General features: G+C 64.9%; 27 protein-coding genes and 1 tRNA gene. 9 read left to right on the forward strand and 19 right to left on the reverse strand.

The window, feature by feature from the left end:
* The first annotated feature begins 227 nt into the window (after positions 1 to 227).
* Positions 228 to 304, forward strand: a tRNA-Lys gene (locus B3D50_RS07570).
* Between the two features lie 87 nt (positions 305 to 391).
* Here the strand turns inward: B3D50_RS07570 and B3D50_RS07575 are convergent.
* From B3D50_RS07575 to B3D50_RS07640, 14 genes are all read right to left on the reverse strand, one after another.
* Positions 392 to 1,561, reverse strand: coding sequence for a site-specific integrase (locus B3D50_RS07575; protein WP_286950527.1), 1,170 nt, complete (start codon positions 1,559 to 1,561; stop codon positions 392 to 394).
* Entirely contained in the window at positions 1,543 to 1,908 is a 366-nt protein-coding gene (locus tag B3D50_RS07580) for a hypothetical protein (protein WP_286950528.1), read from the reverse strand. The genes B3D50_RS07575 and B3D50_RS07580 overlap by 19 nt, the downstream gene beginning before the upstream one ends.
* The gene (locus tag B3D50_RS07585; protein WP_286950529.1) at positions 1,905 to 2,246 is read right to left on the reverse strand and encodes a hypothetical protein; all 342 of its coding nucleotides are present in this window, start codon (positions 2,244 to 2,246) and stop codon (positions 1,905 to 1,907) included. Before B3D50_RS07585 ends, B3D50_RS07580 begins: the two co-directional genes overlap by 4 nt.
* Positions 2,243 to 2,458, reverse strand: a complete 216-nt coding sequence (locus B3D50_RS07590; RefSeq protein ID WP_286950531.1) for a hypothetical protein — start codon at positions 2,456 to 2,458, stop codon at positions 2,243 to 2,245. The genes B3D50_RS07585 and B3D50_RS07590 overlap by 4 nt, the downstream gene beginning before the upstream one ends.
* A complete protein-coding gene (locus tag B3D50_RS07595) occupies positions 2,455 to 2,910 on the reverse strand; it encodes a hypothetical protein (RefSeq protein ID WP_286950533.1) in 456 nt (151 codons plus the stop codon). The genes B3D50_RS07590 and B3D50_RS07595 overlap by 4 nt, the downstream gene beginning before the upstream one ends.
* Entirely contained in the window at positions 2,907 to 3,056 is a 150-nt protein-coding gene (locus B3D50_RS07600; RefSeq protein ID WP_286950535.1) for a hypothetical protein, read from the reverse strand. The genes B3D50_RS07595 and B3D50_RS07600 overlap by 4 nt, the downstream gene beginning before the upstream one ends.
* Positions 3,053 to 3,517: a TetR/AcrR family transcriptional regulator gene (locus B3D50_RS07605; protein ID WP_286950537.1), complete on the reverse strand. Its 465-nt coding sequence runs from the start codon at positions 3,515 to 3,517 to the stop codon at positions 3,053 to 3,055. Before B3D50_RS07605 ends, B3D50_RS07600 begins: the two co-directional genes overlap by 4 nt.
* A 10-nt stretch (positions 3,518 to 3,527) precedes the next feature.
* Entirely contained in the window at positions 3,528 to 3,926 is a 399-nt protein-coding gene (locus B3D50_RS07610) for a helix-turn-helix domain-containing protein (RefSeq protein ID WP_286950539.1), read from the reverse strand.
* Between the two features lie 85 nt (positions 3,927 to 4,011).
* Positions 4,012 to 4,233: a hypothetical protein gene (locus B3D50_RS07615; protein WP_286950540.1), complete on the reverse strand. Its 222-nt coding sequence runs from the start codon at positions 4,231 to 4,233 to the stop codon at positions 4,012 to 4,014.
* Complete coding sequence (locus tag B3D50_RS07620; protein ID WP_286950541.1) at positions 4,233 to 4,514, reverse strand: DUF2312 domain-containing protein; 282 nt, start codon at positions 4,512 to 4,514, stop codon at positions 4,233 to 4,235. Before B3D50_RS07620 ends, B3D50_RS07615 begins: the two co-directional genes overlap by 1 nt.
* Positions 4,514 to 4,699 (reverse strand): hypothetical protein, encoded by a 186-nt coding sequence (locus tag B3D50_RS07625; RefSeq protein WP_286950542.1) that lies wholly within the window; start codon positions 4,697 to 4,699, stop codon positions 4,514 to 4,516. Before B3D50_RS07625 ends, B3D50_RS07620 begins: the two co-directional genes overlap by 1 nt.
* Positions 4,696 to 4,986, reverse strand: a complete 291-nt coding sequence (locus B3D50_RS07630) for a hypothetical protein (RefSeq protein ID WP_286950543.1) — start codon at positions 4,984 to 4,986, stop codon at positions 4,696 to 4,698. Before B3D50_RS07630 ends, B3D50_RS07625 begins: the two co-directional genes overlap by 4 nt.
* Entirely contained in the window at positions 4,983 to 5,189 is a 207-nt protein-coding gene (locus B3D50_RS07635) for a hypothetical protein (RefSeq protein ID WP_286950545.1), read from the reverse strand. Before B3D50_RS07635 ends, B3D50_RS07630 begins: the two co-directional genes overlap by 4 nt.
* Positions 5,190 to 5,377: 188 nt before the next feature.
* Complete coding sequence (locus B3D50_RS07640) at positions 5,378 to 5,713, reverse strand: hypothetical protein (RefSeq protein ID WP_286950546.1); 336 nt, start codon at positions 5,711 to 5,713, stop codon at positions 5,378 to 5,380.
* A gap of 69 nt (positions 5,714 to 5,782) precedes the next feature.
* Here B3D50_RS07640 and B3D50_RS07645 point away from each other — a divergent pair, with 69 nt between their 5' ends.
* Together B3D50_RS07645 and B3D50_RS07650 are read left to right on the forward strand one after the other, a co-directional pair.
* Positions 5,783 to 6,013 carry a helix-turn-helix domain-containing protein gene (locus tag B3D50_RS07645; protein WP_286950547.1) on the forward strand — a complete coding sequence of 77 codons (231 nt, stop codon included), beginning with the start codon at positions 5,783 to 5,785 and terminating at the stop codon, positions 6,011 to 6,013.
* Positions 6,010 to 6,315 (forward strand): hypothetical protein, encoded by a 306-nt coding sequence (locus B3D50_RS07650; RefSeq protein ID WP_286950548.1) that lies wholly within the window; start codon positions 6,010 to 6,012, stop codon positions 6,313 to 6,315. Before B3D50_RS07645 ends, B3D50_RS07650 begins: the two co-directional genes overlap by 4 nt.
* A 4-nt stretch (positions 6,316 to 6,319) precedes the next feature.
* On the opposite strand, the gene B3D50_RS07655 is transcribed toward B3D50_RS07650, so the two are convergent.
* Entirely contained in the window at positions 6,320 to 6,580 is a 261-nt protein-coding gene (locus tag B3D50_RS07655; RefSeq protein WP_286950550.1) for a hypothetical protein, read from the reverse strand.
* Between the two features lie 122 nt (positions 6,581 to 6,702).
* Here B3D50_RS07655 and B3D50_RS07660 point away from each other — a divergent pair, with 122 nt between their 5' ends.
* From B3D50_RS07660 to B3D50_RS07685, 6 genes are all read left to right on the forward strand, one after another.
* Positions 6,703 to 7,014 carry a hypothetical protein gene (locus B3D50_RS07660; protein ID WP_286950552.1) on the forward strand — a complete coding sequence of 104 codons (312 nt, stop codon included), beginning with the start codon at positions 6,703 to 6,705 and terminating at the stop codon, positions 7,012 to 7,014.
* A 724-nt stretch (positions 7,015 to 7,738) separates the two neighbouring features.
* Positions 7,739 to 8,161 (forward strand): hypothetical protein, encoded by a 423-nt coding sequence (locus B3D50_RS07665; RefSeq protein WP_286950553.1) that lies wholly within the window; start codon positions 7,739 to 7,741, stop codon positions 8,159 to 8,161.
* Positions 8,158 to 8,859 (forward strand): hypothetical protein, encoded by a 702-nt coding sequence (locus B3D50_RS07670; protein WP_286950554.1) that lies wholly within the window; start codon positions 8,158 to 8,160, stop codon positions 8,857 to 8,859. The genes B3D50_RS07665 and B3D50_RS07670 overlap by 4 nt, the downstream gene beginning before the upstream one ends.
* A gap of 403 nt (positions 8,860 to 9,262) precedes the next feature.
* Positions 9,263 to 9,532, forward strand: coding sequence for a BrnT family toxin (locus B3D50_RS07675; RefSeq protein ID WP_286950555.1), 270 nt, complete (start codon positions 9,263 to 9,265; stop codon positions 9,530 to 9,532).
* Positions 9,522 to 9,791: a BrnA antitoxin family protein gene (locus B3D50_RS07680; RefSeq protein ID WP_286950556.1), complete on the forward strand. Its 270-nt coding sequence runs from the start codon at positions 9,522 to 9,524 to the stop codon at positions 9,789 to 9,791. The genes B3D50_RS07675 and B3D50_RS07680 overlap by 11 nt, the downstream gene beginning before the upstream one ends.
* Before the next feature lie 223 nt (positions 9,792 to 10,014).
* Positions 10,015 to 11,007, forward strand: a complete 993-nt coding sequence (locus tag B3D50_RS07685) for an alpha/beta hydrolase family protein (RefSeq protein ID WP_286950557.1) — start codon at positions 10,015 to 10,017, stop codon at positions 11,005 to 11,007.
* A 1,695-nt stretch (positions 11,008 to 12,702) separates the two neighbouring features.
* Here the strand turns inward: B3D50_RS07685 and B3D50_RS15770 are convergent.
* The 4 genes from B3D50_RS15770 to B3D50_RS07700 all read right to left on the reverse strand — a co-directional run bounded on the left by B3D50_RS15770 (position 12,703) and on the right by B3D50_RS07700 (position 17,129).
* Entirely contained in the window at positions 12,703 to 13,011 is a 309-nt protein-coding gene (locus tag B3D50_RS15770) for an ogr/Delta-like zinc finger family protein (RefSeq protein WP_409516077.1), read from the reverse strand.
* 75 nt (positions 13,012 to 13,086) lie between these two features.
* Positions 13,087 to 14,124, reverse strand: coding sequence for a contractile injection system protein, VgrG/Pvc8 family (locus B3D50_RS07690; RefSeq protein ID WP_286950559.1), 1,038 nt, complete (start codon positions 14,122 to 14,124; stop codon positions 13,087 to 13,089).
* On the reverse strand, positions 14,124 to 14,522 hold the full coding sequence (locus B3D50_RS07695) for a phage tail protein (RefSeq protein ID WP_286950560.1): 399 nt from the start codon (positions 14,520 to 14,522) through the stop codon (positions 14,124 to 14,126). Before B3D50_RS07695 ends, B3D50_RS07690 begins: the two co-directional genes overlap by 1 nt.
* Before the next feature lie 6 nt (positions 14,523 to 14,528).
* A complete protein-coding gene (locus B3D50_RS07700) occupies positions 14,529 to 17,129 on the reverse strand; it encodes a phage tail tape measure protein (protein WP_286950561.1) in 2,601 nt (866 codons plus the stop codon).
* Positions 17,130 to 17,146 lie beyond the last annotated feature (17 nt).

Below are 17,146 nucleotides of genomic sequence, written 5' to 3' on the forward strand. Positions count from 1 at the left end.
TCCCCCTCTAGGGGCTGGAAACGTGGAGGGGCGGAGCCGGTTCCTCTGTTCGCGCCTTTAAAGGACTCAGGTGAACCTGGAATGAATCGCGCGCTGCGAAGCGCCTTGATTTCGCGATGGATGCGGTCGTCAGACCCTTGTTTGTGCAGTGAAAAATTTCCTGAAATTTCCACTTGCCCGTCGCGAAGCTCATCCGTATGTTCCGCGCCTCTTCGCAAATGCGATGTGCGCCCCTAGCTCAGTTGGTTAGAGCATCTGACTTTTAATCAGAGGGTCCTCGGTTCGAGCCCGAGGGGGCGTACCACTCGCTTTTCAAAGGGTTAGCGGGTGGTCCCGCTGAAACCGGCGAGGGCATATACAGTCCATATACAGCGCCATATACACTTCGCGTTCACCCCGCGTTCTTGGCCTTGCCGCGTCTCTGGATCTCGATGACGTTGTCGATCTTGTCCTGGGCGGCGTCGGCCAGCTTCCGGCGGTTGGCCTGGCGGCGATAGATCTTCGCGGCGGCCTCTGAGGTCTGCTCCAGCTGAGACATGATCTCGCTGTCCGAGGCGCCCGCCAGGGCGAGCTCCACGCCGCGCGCATGGCGTAGGCCGTGGATGGTGAGAGGGCAGTAGACTTTGCCGTCCTCATCAGTGGCGGCGCGCACTTTCCCGGCGCGAGCGAGACGGTCCATGAGGCGCTCGATAGCCTGGTTCAGCTGGCGCTCTTTCCACTTCATCCCGTTGGCGTTGTACGCCACCGTGAAGGCGCGGTTGGGGGTACGGGCGATGACGTCTATCAGGCGCGCGTCTTCCCGCTTATCGGCCAGGACGATCCTTTTCTCGGTCAGCCAATAGAGGCGACGCTCGGGGTCGCCATGTTTGTCATAACCTTTCGTGCGGGCGTGAAGCGGCAAGTTGCAGATGGTGCCGCGCCGGAAGCCGCCGTAACGGCCGAGGGCGATCGCGCGGGCCAGGCCGGGCGTGTCCCGCGCGATCGCGTCCTCGATCGCCGCCGTGACTTCGTAATCCTGCCAGGCGGGATTCGCCTCTCCCGCTGCATGCGGTCGCTTGACCTTGGCCACCTTGTGGAAGGGGTCGCCATCGATGCGGGTGTCTTTTTCGTCCAGGATGGCGGGCGCCAGCGCGTTCTTCAGCACCTGCATGCGCTTGTTCGCGGCGTTGTGGCCGCGCAGCGCCCAGGCGTCGCGTAGGCCGATAATCCAGGAACGCGTGACCTCGCCCAGGAGGACGTCGCCGATGTCCGCGATCTGCTCCTCGATGTAGTCGTCGTAGCCCGATCGGGTGATCTGGGCGAGGGTGAGGAACTCGCTGGATTTCCTGTAGGCCTTGAGCATGCCGCCGACCGTGCCGGGCCGGGGGGTCGAGTTGGCCAGCTCGACCTTGGCGATCCTGTCCAGGATCAACTTCACTTCGTCCTGCAGAGCCTGCGTTCCGAACGCCGCCTTCAGCGGCCCTTCACGGTAGCCGCCCTTGCGGAAATACAGCAGGTCGCTTCCGTCCGCCGCCTTCTGGCGCTGGACGTATTTGACCTTGATCAGTCCGTCGTCCGACAACGGCGGCTCCCTTTGGCGCGCGCCCTGATGCGCTCCAATGCGCGGGCTGCATGATCACCGGCACCGATCGGTTCTTCGGGCTCGGCCTGCTCGATCTTCGCCTCGACCGGCGTTCTTCGCAATCCGCCAGGACGAGGCTGCAGGCCAGCCACCCAGCGGTCGACCTGGTCCCGGGGATAGCGAAGCAGGTTGGCGCCCAATTCGACCGGCGCGACGGGGCAGACCTTCGACAAGGTCTCGTCGCTCATGCCGCCGACATAGGCGCGCAGCTGGTCGCGGCTGAGCAGCGCGGGCCAAGCTTCAGGTATATGGCGGGGGTGGCCGGGCGGGAACAGGGCGGCGGTCACAGCACTGGCTCCTTGAGGGCTTTACGGATGCGGATACGGCCGAGCGGGGTGAGGCGGTAGCCGTCCGGCTCGGTCAGGATGGCGTCGCGGCCGAGGGCCTGGGCGATCTCCTCGATCAGCGGGCCGGTCGCCTGGACGTGGCGCAGGATGGCGAACCTGCTGCGCGGGCGGCGCTGGATGGCCGAGCGGGTGAGGGCGGCCGGTTCCTCTTCCATGCGCGCCAGGATCCAGGCGGCGCCCGGCTGCAGGTAGAAGGCCTGGCCGATCGCGGCCGCGCGCGGGTCGCTCAGGGCGGCGCAGGCGCGATTCATGATGGCGCGACGCAGGTCGATGATCACGACGTCGACTCCTGGAACAGATCCGGATGGGTTGGCCCGGCCGCGCCGTAGACCGTGCGGAGCTCCTGCTCGCACCAGGTCTGATGACCGGTCCGGTCGTGGTGCTGGGCGGCCATGGCCAGGGCGTTCCGGCCGAGCCAGTGCGGCTGGTCGCCGTGGCAGGTTCGGCAACCGGCGCGCACCTTGTGCGAGGTCTCAGAGATCCGCTTCATGGGCGCGCCTCACCAGCGGCGCACAGGCGATCAAAGGCGATCGCGAGTTGGCCGTCGCTCAGGTAACGGGTGTTGAGGACGCCGAGGTCATCCAGCATTTCGCGCATCCGTTTCGCGCTGGCGAACATTGCATCCGTCATCACGATCATGTGCCTTTCCGACGCCTCCGCATCCGCCGGATCGTCCTCGAGCGCAGACAGAATTGCTCGGAGATCGCTGGCGTCTTGAGTTGCACCGATGCGCTCCAGCGATTCCGCGCGGCCCTTTACCCGCTCAAGCACGTCCTCGGCCACCGTCCTGCCCGGCTTGCCGTCCGAACGGTCGCCGAGGACCGACTCCAGGTCCGATGCATTGATTATCCGGCCATTGAACGTGCAGGGGCCGAGGAGACGCAAGGCGAGCAGAAAGTCGCGAACTCTCTCTTCGGCGCATGGGGCAACACGTCCGCTCACGGCTCCAGCCCCGCCTCTATCAGGAGCCCCAGCTCGACGTTGAACAGCGCGGCGATCTTGCGAGCAGGATAGCCAGCGTCGCGGAACCAGGTCGCCCATACGATCAGGCGTTCATGGTGGCCGGGGGTGGGGTTCAGGCCCGTCATGCGGCGGCGAGCTCGACGGCTGCAGGTGTGGCGGCGGGCGGCTGGGAGACCTTGGCTTCGGCCTTGCGCTGTTCCTCCAATAGTTGGTCTTTCACGCGCTCGAGCAGGGCTTCGGCGATGCGCCAGGTCTGCGCTGCGTAGGCGTCGTCGCCCTTGGAGACTTCGGGCCGGATGTCGACCAGATCCTGCAACGTCTGGAACAGCTCGGGCGCAGCACGGGTCAAGACGCTGTCGATTGGCGGCTCGCATTCAAAGGCGGCGCGCCACAGATCATCCTTCGTCTCGAAATTGGCGAAGACGGCCCCGGTCGACATCTTGATATGGGCGGCGATCTCGCGAATCCCGGCGCCGCCTTTTTCCTTGTAGGAGCCGGGTTCGGCCCAAAGCGCCTTGGCGCCGTCGATCACCTTCTGGCGGGTGGCGGCCTTGGCGTGCTTTCGCTTGTTGAGGGGCTTGGTCATGGGGAAACCTTCAGGCTGTGGCGCGAGCGGCCGTGGGCACGGCGCTGGCGGCGAGGATGGCTTTGGCGATGGTGAGGAAGGATCGGCGCTGGGGGCCGCTCATGCGGGCGTAGCAGTCCGCCAGCTCGTAGCCGCCGATCGAGGATCCGAGGGCCGCGAACGGGTCGGGCGCAGGTCCGCGATCGGACATGAGGCGAGGCAGGATCTCGGCGGGGTCGGTCTGCAACTCGGCGCAGGCGCGGACGAAGGCGCCGATGGTGATGCGGACGTCGCCGTCCTCATACTTCTGATAGGCTTGGTGGCTGACGTCCAAGGCGGCCGCCACTTCGGCCTGGGTCTTACCGGCCTTCAGGCGCGCAGCGCGGAGGCGTTGGCCAATGGCCTGTTCGATGGTGCGGGCGGGATTCACGGCAGTCCCCTGACGATCAGGTAGGTGAGGGCGTAGGCGACGAGGGCCAGCAGAAGCGCGAGGGCCAGAGCGGGTCGGCTGGGCCTCATTCGCGCAACCAGGCGACGACAAAGGCGAGGACGACGATCGACACGCAGATCGGCTGCTTCAGGGCGGCGTCGATCAGGCCGATGACGACGCCGGCGATCGGGGCGGCGACATAGAGGGCCAGCGGCGAGAAGCGTCGCGGGCGGCGCGGCAGTTCGCGGACCAGGACGACGGGGCGGGTAGAGAAAGCTTCGCTTCGGGCGATGTTGTGATGGGTCATCAGACCTCCCCCAGCGCCGAGAGGTAGAGGTCCAGGATGGCCTCTTCTTCCTGGCGCTTCGCCTTGTCCTGCTTCCGGATCCGGATGACCTTGCGCAGGATCTTGACGTCGTAGCCCTCGCCTTTGGCCTCGGCGAAGACCTCCTTGATGTCGGACATGACGTCCTGCTTGTCGCGCTCGAGGTTCTCGATGCGCTCGACCAGCGAGCGCAGGCGGCCTTGGGCGCTGGCGGTCAGGACGTCCGGGTCAAGGTCGTTCGGCAGGTGGTGATGGTCGGTCATCAGAACCCGCCTTCCGTGACGACGGGTTCGGAGCTGAGGAGCAGGGCGACACGCCCCGTTCCGTCCTCGGTGTCCAGCAGGCCGCCCTCGATGGCGATGGCCTGGCCGTCGCCGTCATAGAAGAAGACTTCGGCCTGGGGAGAGGCGAGAGCCTCCATGGCGTTGATCAGTTGGAAGACCTTCACGCGCGGTCTCCGGCCTGGCGCTTGGCGACGCTGCGGCGATAGCTGCGCATGCGACGGGCGCGTTGGAGGGATCGGGCCAACTCCTGACGGTTATGTTCCAGGAGACGGATCACGCCGTCGATCGCCATGTCGCGGGTCGGAAAACCGCCGCCGACGTCCTGGACGATGTCGAAGGTGTAGCCGTCGCCAAGCGCGATGCTCCACCGCGGCCCGCTGTTGTCCGCGGCGCGGCGAAAGCCGCCCTCTGAGGCGAGGGAAAGACCCGCGGAAACCAAGGCGCGGCTCACGAGGCCAGCTCCCATTTCACGCCCTCATGGGTGAAACAGGGCAGGGGCCTTTCCCAGGCGATGGCGGTGCTTCCGCCCTGGACGTCGATGACGCCACTGAACTTGCGCGGCTGGCCCTGGGTATCGTGGCCAGTGATGATCAAGCCGTTGCGAGAAGGACAGATCGTCCAGTCCGTCAGCTTGTTGATTTCGGATACGGGCATTTGCTCCCCCTTCAATGTGGGGGAGAGTGTTCCGCAAAACGGAACAGCGAGTCAACCTTAATTATCCGACTTTCGGAACATTCTCGCTGCAAGCCTAGAATACGGCGTTACTGCGGGCGTGGAATGAGCCTGGGCGCGCCTTCCTGTCACCCGCTAGGGCTCAGTAGGCGTTGGGGCTGAGTTAGGTGTCAGGTCGGAGGGGCGCCGCCTACGGAGAAGTCCGTGGTGCCTGATTTATTATCCTGGGCTGCGGCGATAGCCATGGCGGCGCTTCGCAGCTGACGTAGCTGCAGAGCGTCTTGTGGGGGCATGAGTAGTTCGTAGGGCTCGATCTGGAGCCACTCCGAGACCTCGTTCACGATTTCCCGCTTGTACGATTGATCGCCGTTGAAGACCTCGGAGGCTTTTCGACGACTCCATCCAAGGTCTTTGATCAGATCGGCCTGGCGTTTCTTTGCGAGCGCCATCCACGATTTGAGGTGCCAGTCCCTATCCATGGCGGGATGATGGTGCGACGCGCTCACGCTGTCGGCCCCGCTAATCGGAACAGGTCCGCTTGACTCACTGTTCCGATTAATGGAACAAGACCAGCTATGAGTCTGGCAACATGGCGAAAATCGAAAGGACTGACCCTCGAGCAGACTGCTGCGCGAGCGGGCATCCAGTCCAAGGGCCGGATGAGCCGGATCGAGCGAGGCATCGAGCGGTGCCCGACAGACCTCGCAATCGCCATTGATCGTCTGACGCAGGGCGCCGTTTCGGTCGCCGAACTGCGTCCCGACCTCCACGACGTCCGAGTCATCCAGCCGGAGGCGCGGCCGTGAGCAATCTCCAGATCGCCGTCATCGCGCTGTGCGTGTGCAACGTCCTGCAGTTCTGCATCAACGTCCGCGTCCGCGCTCGGCTGAACCAGCTCGAAACGAAGGCGCCAACGCTGGACCAGCTGGCGCAGATCGTGCGCGAGCAACTTTCCGAAACGGCTGACGCTTCCCGCAAGGCCAGCAATCGTCGCGCGGCCAAGTACCTCTTCGACGCGGGTTGGTCTGTGGATGACGTCGCCAAGGGGCTTCTCGCCGATCCGGCCGAGGTCGAGGCCTGGCTGAATAAAGGCCGAGCTTATGAGTAGCGGGCTAGTCGGCCGGGGTGATGCGGCTTTCCATAACGCCCAGAAGCTTGGCCAGAGCGTCAGCGTACGGATCGTCTTTGCCCGGGGCAGGCATCCGATCTTCTCCGATTTTGCGCACGGCCGTCCGGAAAAGACCAACACCAGCGGGAAGTTGAAAGCCCGTAATGGAGAGCAAATCCAGGGTGAAGTCTCGAAGGGCGCGATGTTCGGCTTCGAGCAGGGCCAGCTTGGCCTCGACCGCGATGAGGCGGGCTGTATCGGACATACGAATCTCTCCTTCGGGTTTTTGACAGAAGCGAAGGTAGAGGCGCCCGCCGTTGCGGCCAAGCTTGGTCGCAGCGGCGGGTTGCGCCTGACCGTCAACGACTTCCCGAGGGCGGCGTAGCCATGGCTCCGGGGGGATCCAGCAACTGCCGAGACTGTGACGACTGCGGCTATCAGGAGTCCCTGACGGTCGGCGTCTGCCTGAGCGCGCAGGCTCGGGTGATGGGCGTCGATGCGTCCGATCTGGCCAGCGCCGGTCCAGTGTGGATCGGAGTGGATCTCGGCGTTCCGGTCGCTGAGATCCGCGAGCTGGCGCTCCCATTCCTGCTGACGTTTCCCAGCTTCCCCGAGACCCTTGAGGAGTTTCAGCGGCTCTTCCTGGTCAGGCTCATGTCTGACCAGGACAACCGATCCGAGGGGGCGCGGCATGAGTAGCGCGCCCTTCTCGGCCCTTCCCCGCGTTGCACGGCGCGGCGGAAGTCCAGGACGCGCGGCGGCTATCCCGCCCCCAGCAGCGCCGTCGCGCGTCCGCCCAGTTATCCACAGGCCGGGCCGTCGCCCCCTGTCCAGTTCGCCGACGCACCGCATCTGCGTCGGTGTTTCCCGTCGGCGCGGCGGCTCCTCCTTGCTGACACGCCGCGTCGACGGGCTCTCGTTCTCAGGGGCCTGGTTCTGAGCCCTCTGTTCGCCCCTGTTGCTGACAGTCTGACTCCGTCCGCCGTCGTGCGCTTCTGCGCCCGGGGCCGGTTGTCCCTGTTGCTGCGCCAGCTGCTGGCGCGCCTCGCCCTGGACCGCGAGCGCGGGGAGGGCGCCAAGCGCAGTTGACGCTGGGCCGCGCTCAGAAGGCTCCGCCTTCTCGACCCGACGCGGCCCGGCCAGCGCCCCAACCACATCGGCAAGCCCAGCGTGAGCCTCGCCTGAAGGCGTCATCGCGCCCCGCCCGAGCAATGCCGGGGACGGAATTCTGCGGAGCGGAGCGACGACGCCAGCGGCGGCGCGCGCGGCCCCCTTGCCCCCATCCAAGCCAACCATGGCCGTCTGACGAACGGTCATCGGGATGCCTTTTGCCAACGCCCGGCCCTGAACCGCCGGAGCGAACGCATGTCTGCGTCCTGAGGCCGGCTTCGTCAGGCGGATTCGCAAAGGACGAATCCACCCCATGAACGCGACCCAGCACACCTTGCTGGCGCGGGCGCTCATCGACGCCAATGGCGGCGTCGACGCCTGCTGCTCGCCTGTTACGCGCGTCGAGCGCTCGCAGCTCTACGCCTATCGCCAGTTCGAATCCGGCGTCTTCATGCCCGCCGATGTGATCGACGCTCTGGAAACCCGCTGCGGGAATCCGGTCTATTCATCGTTCCTGTTCAGCCAGGTGAAGGCCGAACCGCAGACCGCCTGCCTGGTCCAGGAGGCGGCCGACGTCGACGAGGCCGGGAATGACGTGTGGCGTTTCCTGCGCCGGACAGCCGACCAAGGCCCGCTGACCGAATCGCAGCGGCGGGAGGCCGAGCGCCTGCTTCAGCGCGTCGATCGCGAGACGGCCGAGCTGCGCGCCGTCATCCACGGGACGGATCAGACATGAGCGCGCTGGCGATCCCCAAGCCAGGGAGCGGCTACAAGAACGAACGGCGCGGCGATCCGGTCCGGCATAGCAGCCGAGAGAGCCAGCCGGTTTCAGAGCGAGGCAGTTGGGAGCGCGATTATCAGAAGGTCTGGTCGTTCGCTGAAGGCCGTTTGCTCGAGGAAGAGGCCAAGATCTATGACGACCGGACGCGGATCCAAGGCAGCCGCAATGGCGCACTCGGCTTCAGAGGTCGCGATCTGCTGGAGTTTATGATCCGTGAGACCCGGCGGATGAACGGCTATCTCAAGGAGATGTCGATCCGGGGCTATGCGACCATGCTGAAGTGCTCCGTCCAGACCGTTGTCAACGCGATGAAGGCTCTGATCGAGGCTGGGTTCCTAGAGAAGCAGCGCCGAAAGATCGTGCTGAACGAGCGGGGGCCTAGAGGTCACCGTAAGTGCGTCCAGGACAAAAACATCTATCGGCTGAAGCGACCGGCCAAGGCTACGGTGCTCCGACGGTATGTGCTGGGCCTCCGGAAGCAGAAGCAGGAGAGCCAGGCCGAGATGGCCGCCCGCGTGCGGGCTGAAGCCAACGCCCAAGAGATGGCCAAGGCGCTCGTGCAAAATCGCCCGCCGAGGCTGAAGCCTGAACCGCCTCACTACGCCGCGTTGGCCAAATACGCGCACATCGGTCGTTCCGATTCTAGCAGCTAGGAAGGAACGGTAGTGCGATCATAATTCTATACAGGTGAAGTATGCGGCGTCGCCCTAGTCGGGCGACAACATGATCCAGATACAGGTTTGAGGGGCTGTCAGCGATAGCCAGATCAGTCAGCCGAGGGGCGGGCGCGCTCTCGCGCGCCCTTTGTAGCGCCCGGCTGCCGCAGCGTGGCGAGGCCACGGCAGCGTCTGAGGCCAGCGTCGCTGGCTCTGCGTAGGGCGAGGAGTTGGGGTTTTCGCGCAGGCGGCCCGCCGCTGCGTCAGCGGCCGAGGTCTACAATCGCGTCATGGCGGGTCTGGACGATGCCAAGGCGATGATCGAGGGCGGGTCTCGAAGGGGGCGAGTAATTTTGTATATACGATTTAGCTTGTGTCTTCTATAGATTGTGGATACAAAATGCTCATGGACATCGAGTTCGACAGCGCCAAGAACCAAGCGAATATCGCCAAGCACGGCGTGTCGCTGGCGCTGGGGGCCGAGATGGACATGGCGACGGCCGTGGTCGTTGAAGATGACCGTCATGAATATGGCGAGCGCCGCTTTCGGGCGTTCGGCCATATCGATGGGCTGGCCTACTGCTTCGTCTTCACCGTTCGCGAGAACGCCGTCCGCGCTATCAGCCTACGTCGCGCACACCAGAAGGAGATGAGACGCTATGGCCCGTGATCCCAAGCTGAACGATCCAGAGAACCCCGAATGGACCGAGGCCGACTTCGCTCGCGCCCGTCCCGCGTCGGAGGTGCTGCCCGCCGACGTCATGGCCGCTTTCGGGCGAGCCAAGGGGCGGGGGCCGCAGAAGGCACGCACCAAGGTCGCCGTGAACATCCGGCTGTCGGCCGAGGTGCTCGAACACTTCAAGGCAGGAGGCCCAGGTTGGCAGACGCGCATTGATGAGGCGCTGAAGCGAGCTGTCCATGCGAAGTGATGGGGCGCAGTCGGATTGGCTGGTCTCTAATGTCGCGTGACGGCTAGCAGCCTAAATGCCGCTAAGGGTGGAAAGCGGACATCCCGTCCCCCGCTGCACCGCGGCGTATCACCGACCATATTCAGCCCTACGAAAATGGTCGGTGAAGGCGCTCCGGCCAGATTGCAGCGATTTAACTATGCGGCGTCTCGCTCTGCTGAATACTAGCGTGATGCGAATGTTCTTGACGATAGCAACACTGTTGGCAGCAAGTCCTGCCGTCGCACAGACCTCAATTTCAGCGACGCAGTTCGACAGTTTTGTCGCAAGCGATCCTGCTTTTGGGGACATCGCGTGGCACATCGACAACGTGAACGCCGAGGCGAAGGGGCCTCTGGTCGTCTGGCTTCCAGGGTCCGGCGCCTATCCTCACTTCCAGAATTTCAGCGATGGTTCTCGAGGGAGGAGCTTTCCGCCCGAATTGCTGGCATACCGGGACCGCGCGCATTTCATGCTCATTGACAAGCCGGGCATGCCCTTTGTCGCCGAGATGCAGTTCGACGAAGAAAATGGGCGCCCGCTCCCGTTGGATAATCCCATTTATCGAGCCGGACTGGCGCGCGACACGCTGATTTCGCGCACCGTGCTCGCGATCTCTGCGGCCCGCGTAGCCCTTGGCGACAAGATTGATCGTGTGGTCGTGATCGGGGGGTCGGAAGGCGCGCAATACGTTTTCGCCGTGGCGGGCCTCGCCCATGCCGATAAGGCCGTAGGCTGGGGCGGGCTCGCATTGCCGCAGTACTACGACTTTATCCTTGATCAACGACTCCGCGCCGAAAGGGGCGAGATTTCCCGCGCCGAGGCCCAGGCGGCCGTCGAAGACATCTTCGCTGACATCCAGGCGATCCAGGCTGACCCGCTTAGCCTGGAGAGGCGCTTCATCGGGGAAACCAATCGGCGATGGTCCGGCTTCGGCTCCCATGCCGTGGTGGATGACATGCTCGCCTTGGATATTCCCCTCTTGCTCGTCCAAGGAGGGGATGACCCCAAAGCGCCCATCATCAATACCGATTTCGCTATGGTCGCCTTCCTGTCCCGCGGGCGAACCAATCTCGATTATTGGGTCTATCCGGACGCCGATCATGGCTTCCGATCGGCCGACCCGGACAATCCGGGCAAGAAGATCTCGATTGCCGGAGCGATCTGGAGCCGCGTCTGGGACTGGGTCATGGCCTAATCCAACAGGTTTGCCCCCTCTTGGGGCGAAGCGGACACCCCGAAGTTCCGCAATGGGTCGTGAAGCGAAGTTCACCTAAGGGTGGGAAGCGGAAGTCGGCCCCTATTAGCCCTGGTTAAAGGCGCACGGAGCCGGGATGTAGAATGGACGATGCCGCCGAGATTTCGCCCGCATTGGCGTGTTCTCTCGCGCTAGGGGCATCAGCAGTGTGCGGCGAGGAAGATGTTATGACTAGGGTGACACGGCGCAATCTCCGTGCAGGGATTTTGATGCCTGTCTATGCGCTTTGCCTCGCCGCCTGCATCCCGGGTTCAGGCCCCCAACTCGAGCGCGATGTGCCGCTACAGCAGATCCCAACTGCAGCGGATGTCGCCGGACAATGGGATGTTGTCAGTTTCGCAGGATATAGACCGAGCCGATTGTCCGGGACGGAGCGGGCAGCATATGCCGACTTTGGTGCCGAAGGCGTGAGCTTGAGGATGGAGTGCAACTATACGGGACGATCAGGGCGCGTCGTTGATGGTCACTTCACCTCCAATGGTGCGAGCGACCGCGTTCAAACCGCGATTGGGTGCGGCTCGGAGCGTGGCCCTCGTGAAGAGCGGTACTTCAGATTCTTCGAGTCGAATCCCAGCATAGAAATGGTCAGCACGGAGCGCTTGCGGCTGAGCGCGGGACCAGACGAGTTAATCCTTGAGCGCCCCTCGCTTCGACGGCTTTCGTATCTCGTTTCGAACGCCGAGCTTCAGGGTGAGTGGGAAATGCTAGAGCTTTCATGGTTTCCTCCGAGCGGAGGCGTAGCGGGAATCGGTCTCTCTGAGGTGCCGAACCGTGTCGTTATCAACGGTGATCGGCTCGTGATCCAAGGATGCCCGGGCATCAATTTGACCTTCCACTATACGGAACGCGGACAACTTCGGAACAACGGAGGCACGCCGCTCCCGACTGGTCCTCTGGCCTGCCTAGGCTTGAGCGATACGCCGGATGCCCCGGCACTGCCCAGAGCTTCGGACAGCATCCGCCTTCTGCACGCAAATCCGCTAGTCGAGAGAGCCGAGGAGGGCACGCTGTCCCTATTAACTGACACACACGCGCTGCTCATCCGGCGGGTTTCGCCCTGAGCGACTGATGCATTCAGTGGGGTGGAATCGATGGCTCCACAAAGCGGTCGTTCTGAATGTCCGTGATGGGTCGTGAACCGAAGTTCGCCTAAGGGTGGGAAGCGGATTCAACCGTCGGGGGCGCGGTCGGTTCTCCAGCACACCTGATCGCCATAGTAGCTTACGCTGGGCGCACCAGGCTCCAACCGCACAACGTACCAAAACTCGTCGTTCCAGATGACCCGGCTGCCATCGGTCGAGCCACTCAGCGTCAAACGTCCGTCAGCCTCGCGATCTACAGTGAGCACCGGCCAAGTCATTTTGTGACCTTTGACAACGACGTCGATCACGCCATCCCACTCGTCTGTGGGCCTGAAGTGCAACGAATAGGGACCGTCCGCGCCGGAAACTGAAATGTCGAAGGGGGCGGGCGCTCGCTCTCTCATCGCGTTAGATTGCGACGTCAGGCGGATGTCCGCAACGGGTCGAAAGCGCGCTTTGGCAGCAGCCGCTATTCAACCTCGCTTAAGCGCAGCGACAGCCCGTTCGAACAGTTCGTTCTGGCCGTCGCTGCGCTGAAGCGAGAGATCGAGGACTAGGGAACAGCGACGGCGGGTAACGCGGGCGGGGCGTCATCGTTGGCGGGCAGGGGACGGCCTGCGCGATCGCGACGAACCATGCGGGGCGGCGCCACCGCCAGCTGGATTGCAGGATTCGGCATGGCGCTTTGAACCGTTGTTCGCTCGATGATGAGAGAGGCGACCCCTTTCCAGCCGCAGTCGTCATTCGAGCAGGCCAGGCGGGTTTCGCGGAAGGTCGGCGAGATCTGCCGCGATGTGCGGAAGGTGGTCGGCGAGCAGCAATGCGGGCAGGGCGCGCGGCCGCCGAGACGTTGTTCTTTCACTGAAATGACCCCGAAGGAGCCCCCGCCGAGGTCTTAACATATGACGCCGTTCGAGGGCGAAGAATCTGCAAAGCGTCAGCTCTCGGCCAACTCCATCTGGAGCGAGGTCCGCAGGCCGTTGTCCAGGCTGTGGCGAACCTCGCTGATCAGCCAGGCCGTGCTGTCGATCTCGGCCTTGAAACCCGACACCGTGACCGTGCGCTCCGGGTAGAGGTCGGGACGGCCGACGGCCAGGTTGATGCTGAACTCGGCCTTGCCTCGCTCAAGCCGGGCGAACTCGGAGTCGACAGCCTTCTGCGCTGACTTCTCGGTCGCGTAGATGCGGCCGAGGCGGCGGGCGTTCTCCCTGGACCCGGCCACGACTTCGCGCCGTCGACCGCCCTGGCGGTCCTGCCATTCCGCCGTGACGCCGGAATAGGACCCCCGCTCAGCCGTCTTCCAGGAATGACCGTCGCCGCTGCGGCGCGTGATGGTGGCTGGAGGGATTTCGAGACCGCCCGGCGTCGTCCCAGCGCCGATCGGGTTGAAGACCAGGCGACCGGCCTTCACCGTCGCCACGGCGTCATGCTCGCGGCCCAGGCGCGTTACAAGGGCGGCGTCGCTTTCGCGCCCCTGGGCGAGGTGCTGAAGGACGACAGACGCCAGGGCGGGTGAGAGGGCCAGTTGCAGGCCGTTCCGCCCGGCCAGCTCCGACAGGACCGCGCCGAGGCTGACGTTCGACCAGCTGGTTTCTCGCCTGGTCCGGAAGGCGCGCGTCAGGTCGGCCGACTTGGCGCGAATGGTCAGGCGATCGGGCGCGCCGGTGTGACAGGTCTCGTCTACGGTGAAGACGCCCTTGTCGATCAAGACTGGCGCCAGGCCGCTGCCGGGTTCACGCCATCCGAGCGCGACCGTCACGCGAGCGCCCTTCGGCGGGATCTGCAGCTGGCCGTCGGTGTCATCGAGCACAAGGTCAAGCTCGTCCGCGTCCGTGCCGCGCTTCTCGGTCAGGTTCAGACTGATCAGGCGCGGTCTCACTACATTTGAAATGTCGCGACCTTCAACGGTGAGGCGAAAGGCCGCCTGCGGATGACGGTAGCGCCCGGCGCGCGCGAGGGCGTCGGTTTCAGCCATCACTCAGCGTCCTCGGCCAAGCCGTCGTCCCTGCGCTTCAGCGTCAGGTTGAAGTCCGACAGGATGGCGACGCCGTCGGCGAACATGGCGCGCTGCGTGGTGTCGAGGTCGGTGATGACAAAGGCGCCGTAGACATAGCCCGCGCCGTCGACCAGGGGCCAGGCCCCGCCTTGGTCAGCCAACTCGCGAAGTTCGTTGAGGGCTTCGGCGCGGCCGATCACGCCCGGCGCCAGGATGCCGGACATGGTGACGACGTCGTCGCCCGGTCCGGCGTATTGACCGGCCGCGCGCGCCCCGACCCGGTCATTGGTCGGATGGCGCCAGCTGCTACGCCGCTGCAGCTGGGAATAGCTGAGATCGTCATTCGAGAAGATGAAGGGGCCGAGGCTCATCAGCATGGGGGATCAGCTCCAGGACTCGTCGGTGTCGTCCAGGGCGGCCAGGTTGGTCTGGCGCTGAGCCTCGGCCATCTTCTCGGCGACGAGACGGGCCAGGGCCTCCAGGTCCATGCCCGGGGCCGCGTGGATGTGGAATTCGTTGTGAACGGTCGGCGCGGGTCGAGAGGATCCGCGCGCGCCGCCGCCCGGCCCGGCCGATCCGGCGCCAGGGATGAAGCGCGGCGCGGCGTCGAAGCTGGGCGGCTCGGCGAAGGCCAGGCCCGCCGAGGCCGTGACGGAGCCCGCCGCCGCCATGGCGGCCGCCGTCCGACTGATGGCTGCGACAGGCGAGGCGGACGAACGATCGAGGCCGCGCGTCAGGCCCGCCATGGTGTCGTCGCCGAAGCCCGCGAAGACGCGCGAGGGCGAGCGGATCCCGAGCCGGTTCTTGAAGCCGGTGACCATGGCCGCGCCCGCGCCCACGATGGCGCGCACAATGGCGGGAATCCCGCCTTTGATGCCGTTCACCAGGCCCTGGAGGATCTCGCCGCCGAACGACACGAAGCGCGCGCCGATCGAGGAAAGGACCGGCCAGACAGCCGCGAACGCTCGGAGGAGCCACCCAGCAGGGCTGAACCGCATGAAGGCCTGGGCGGCGATTGTCAGGAAGTTGGAGACGCCCGCGCTGACTTTCGACCAAAGGTCGGTGAAGAAAGACGAGATCGCGCCCCAGTTCTTGTAGATCAGATAGGCGGCGCCGGCGACGAGAGCGACGGCCGCCACGATGCCCAGGACGATCCAGGTGATCGGATTGGCCAGCATGGCCACGCCCCAAGCGGCGAAGGCGCGGGCGGCGCCTGCAACACCGGCAATAAGCGGTTTGAACAGGGGCGTCGTCATGATCATAGCCATCCGCATCAGGGCGAAGGGGCCGAGGACGGCAGCGATGATCATGGCCAGGGCGCCGAAGGCCAGAAGGGCGGCCGCCACGATGCCGACGACGGTCCCGATCGCGCCTACAACGGCCGGGCGAGCCTTGGCGAAATCACGAAAGCCCGTCGAGATCGTGTTGACCGTGTCCGAAACCGCCTTGATCTGAGGCAGGAAGGCGCTGCCGAACTCGACGCCCAGGGCTTTCACGCTGTTCTTTGCGGTGTCGATCGCGGTCTTGGTCCCCGACATCCGGTTCTGGAATTCCTTGTCCATCGACCCGGCGTAGAGGCTGGCGTCGCCCACGGCGTTCAGGTTTTCTTGCAGCACGTCGAGGTTGGTCAGCATCGGGGCGATGGCCGATACGCTTTCGCTGCCGAAGAGTTGGGTCAGGATGGCGGCCTGACGGTGAGCGTCGAGCCCTTGGATCTTCCGCATCACATCCATGATAGCGCCGCCCGCGTCGGTCTGCATCGCCTTGGCGACAGCGGTCGCCTCCAGCCCAAGCGCGGCGAAGGCCTGCTTCTGGGACTTGGTGGCGGCTTCACCCTTGGTCAGGGCGAGCATGGTGTTTTTGATGCCGGTCGCGGCGATCTCTTCGCCCACGCCCATGCCGACCATGGTGGAGCCAAGGGCGGCGACCTGGGCGGCGGCCAAGCCCGCAACCTTGCCGAGGGGGCCGACGCGGGTGACGACGTTGGAGATCTGCAGGGCGGTCGCGTTGCCGTTATCGCCCAGGTAGTTGATCTGGTCGGCCAGGCCCCTGACCTGGGGCTGCGTCAGAGCGAAGGCTGTGCGCCAGGTGGCCATCATCTTTCCGGCCTCTTCGGCCGTGGAGTCGAAGGCGACACCCATCTTGCCCGCGTCCTCGGCGAACCCCATGAGCTCGGCGCGCGGAATCTTGGCCTGACCAGCTGCCGCGACGATGGATGCGAAGCCCTCGGCCGCGATCGGGATGCGCGTGGTCAGCGTCAGAATGTCGTCGGACATCTGAGCGAACTGCTGGGGGGTTTCGAAGTCGACCACCTTCTTGACGTCCAGCATGGCGTCCTCGAAGTTCACGGCCAGACCGCCCGACGCCACCAGGGGCGCGGCCGCGACCATGCCCGCGCCGATGGCCGACATGCCTGCGCCCTGCATGGATCCGGCGAACGCCTGGGTCTTGTCGTATTGGGTGCGAGCCGCCTTCAGCCGGGCTTCAGCCTGGGCGAGTTGGTGCACACGGTCCTTCTGCAGGGCGAGCTGGAGGTTGCCGTCAGCGATTTCGGCCTTCAGGCGCGCCTCATGGGCAGTCAGGTTCTTGGTCGAGATTCCGGCCGCGTCCAGTTTGGAGCGCATCTGATCGAGTTGAGCGGTTCGGCTGGCCTCTTCAGCCTGCAGGCGCTCCACCTGCTTTTCCGCTCTGCTCAAGGCGGCAGTCATTTTCTTGGTCGGGTTCTCGGCCGCCGCGTGGGCGCGCGCGAGTTCATCGGCCTTGATCTTGGCCGCCTGCAGGGCGCCGCTCGTCTGGGCGAGCTGGGTGGTCATGCCCTTGAAGCTGGCGATGTCGCGCTGCGCCGCCTCGAGCTCTTTCACCTTGGCCTTGGTCTGCTGCAGCACCTGGTTCGCGGCGGCCGCCTCGCGATTGGCCGCCCGCAGGGGCCGGGTCAGTTTGTCGACAGCGTCCAGGATCAGCCGGAGCTCAAGCTTCTTTTCCATGGGGCAGGGCGGGCTCG

The organism is Brevundimonas sp. UBA7507 (assembly GCF_002478355.1).
Taxonomy (GTDB): Bacteria; Pseudomonadota; Alphaproteobacteria; order Caulobacterales; family Caulobacteraceae; genus Brevundimonas; species Brevundimonas diminuta_D.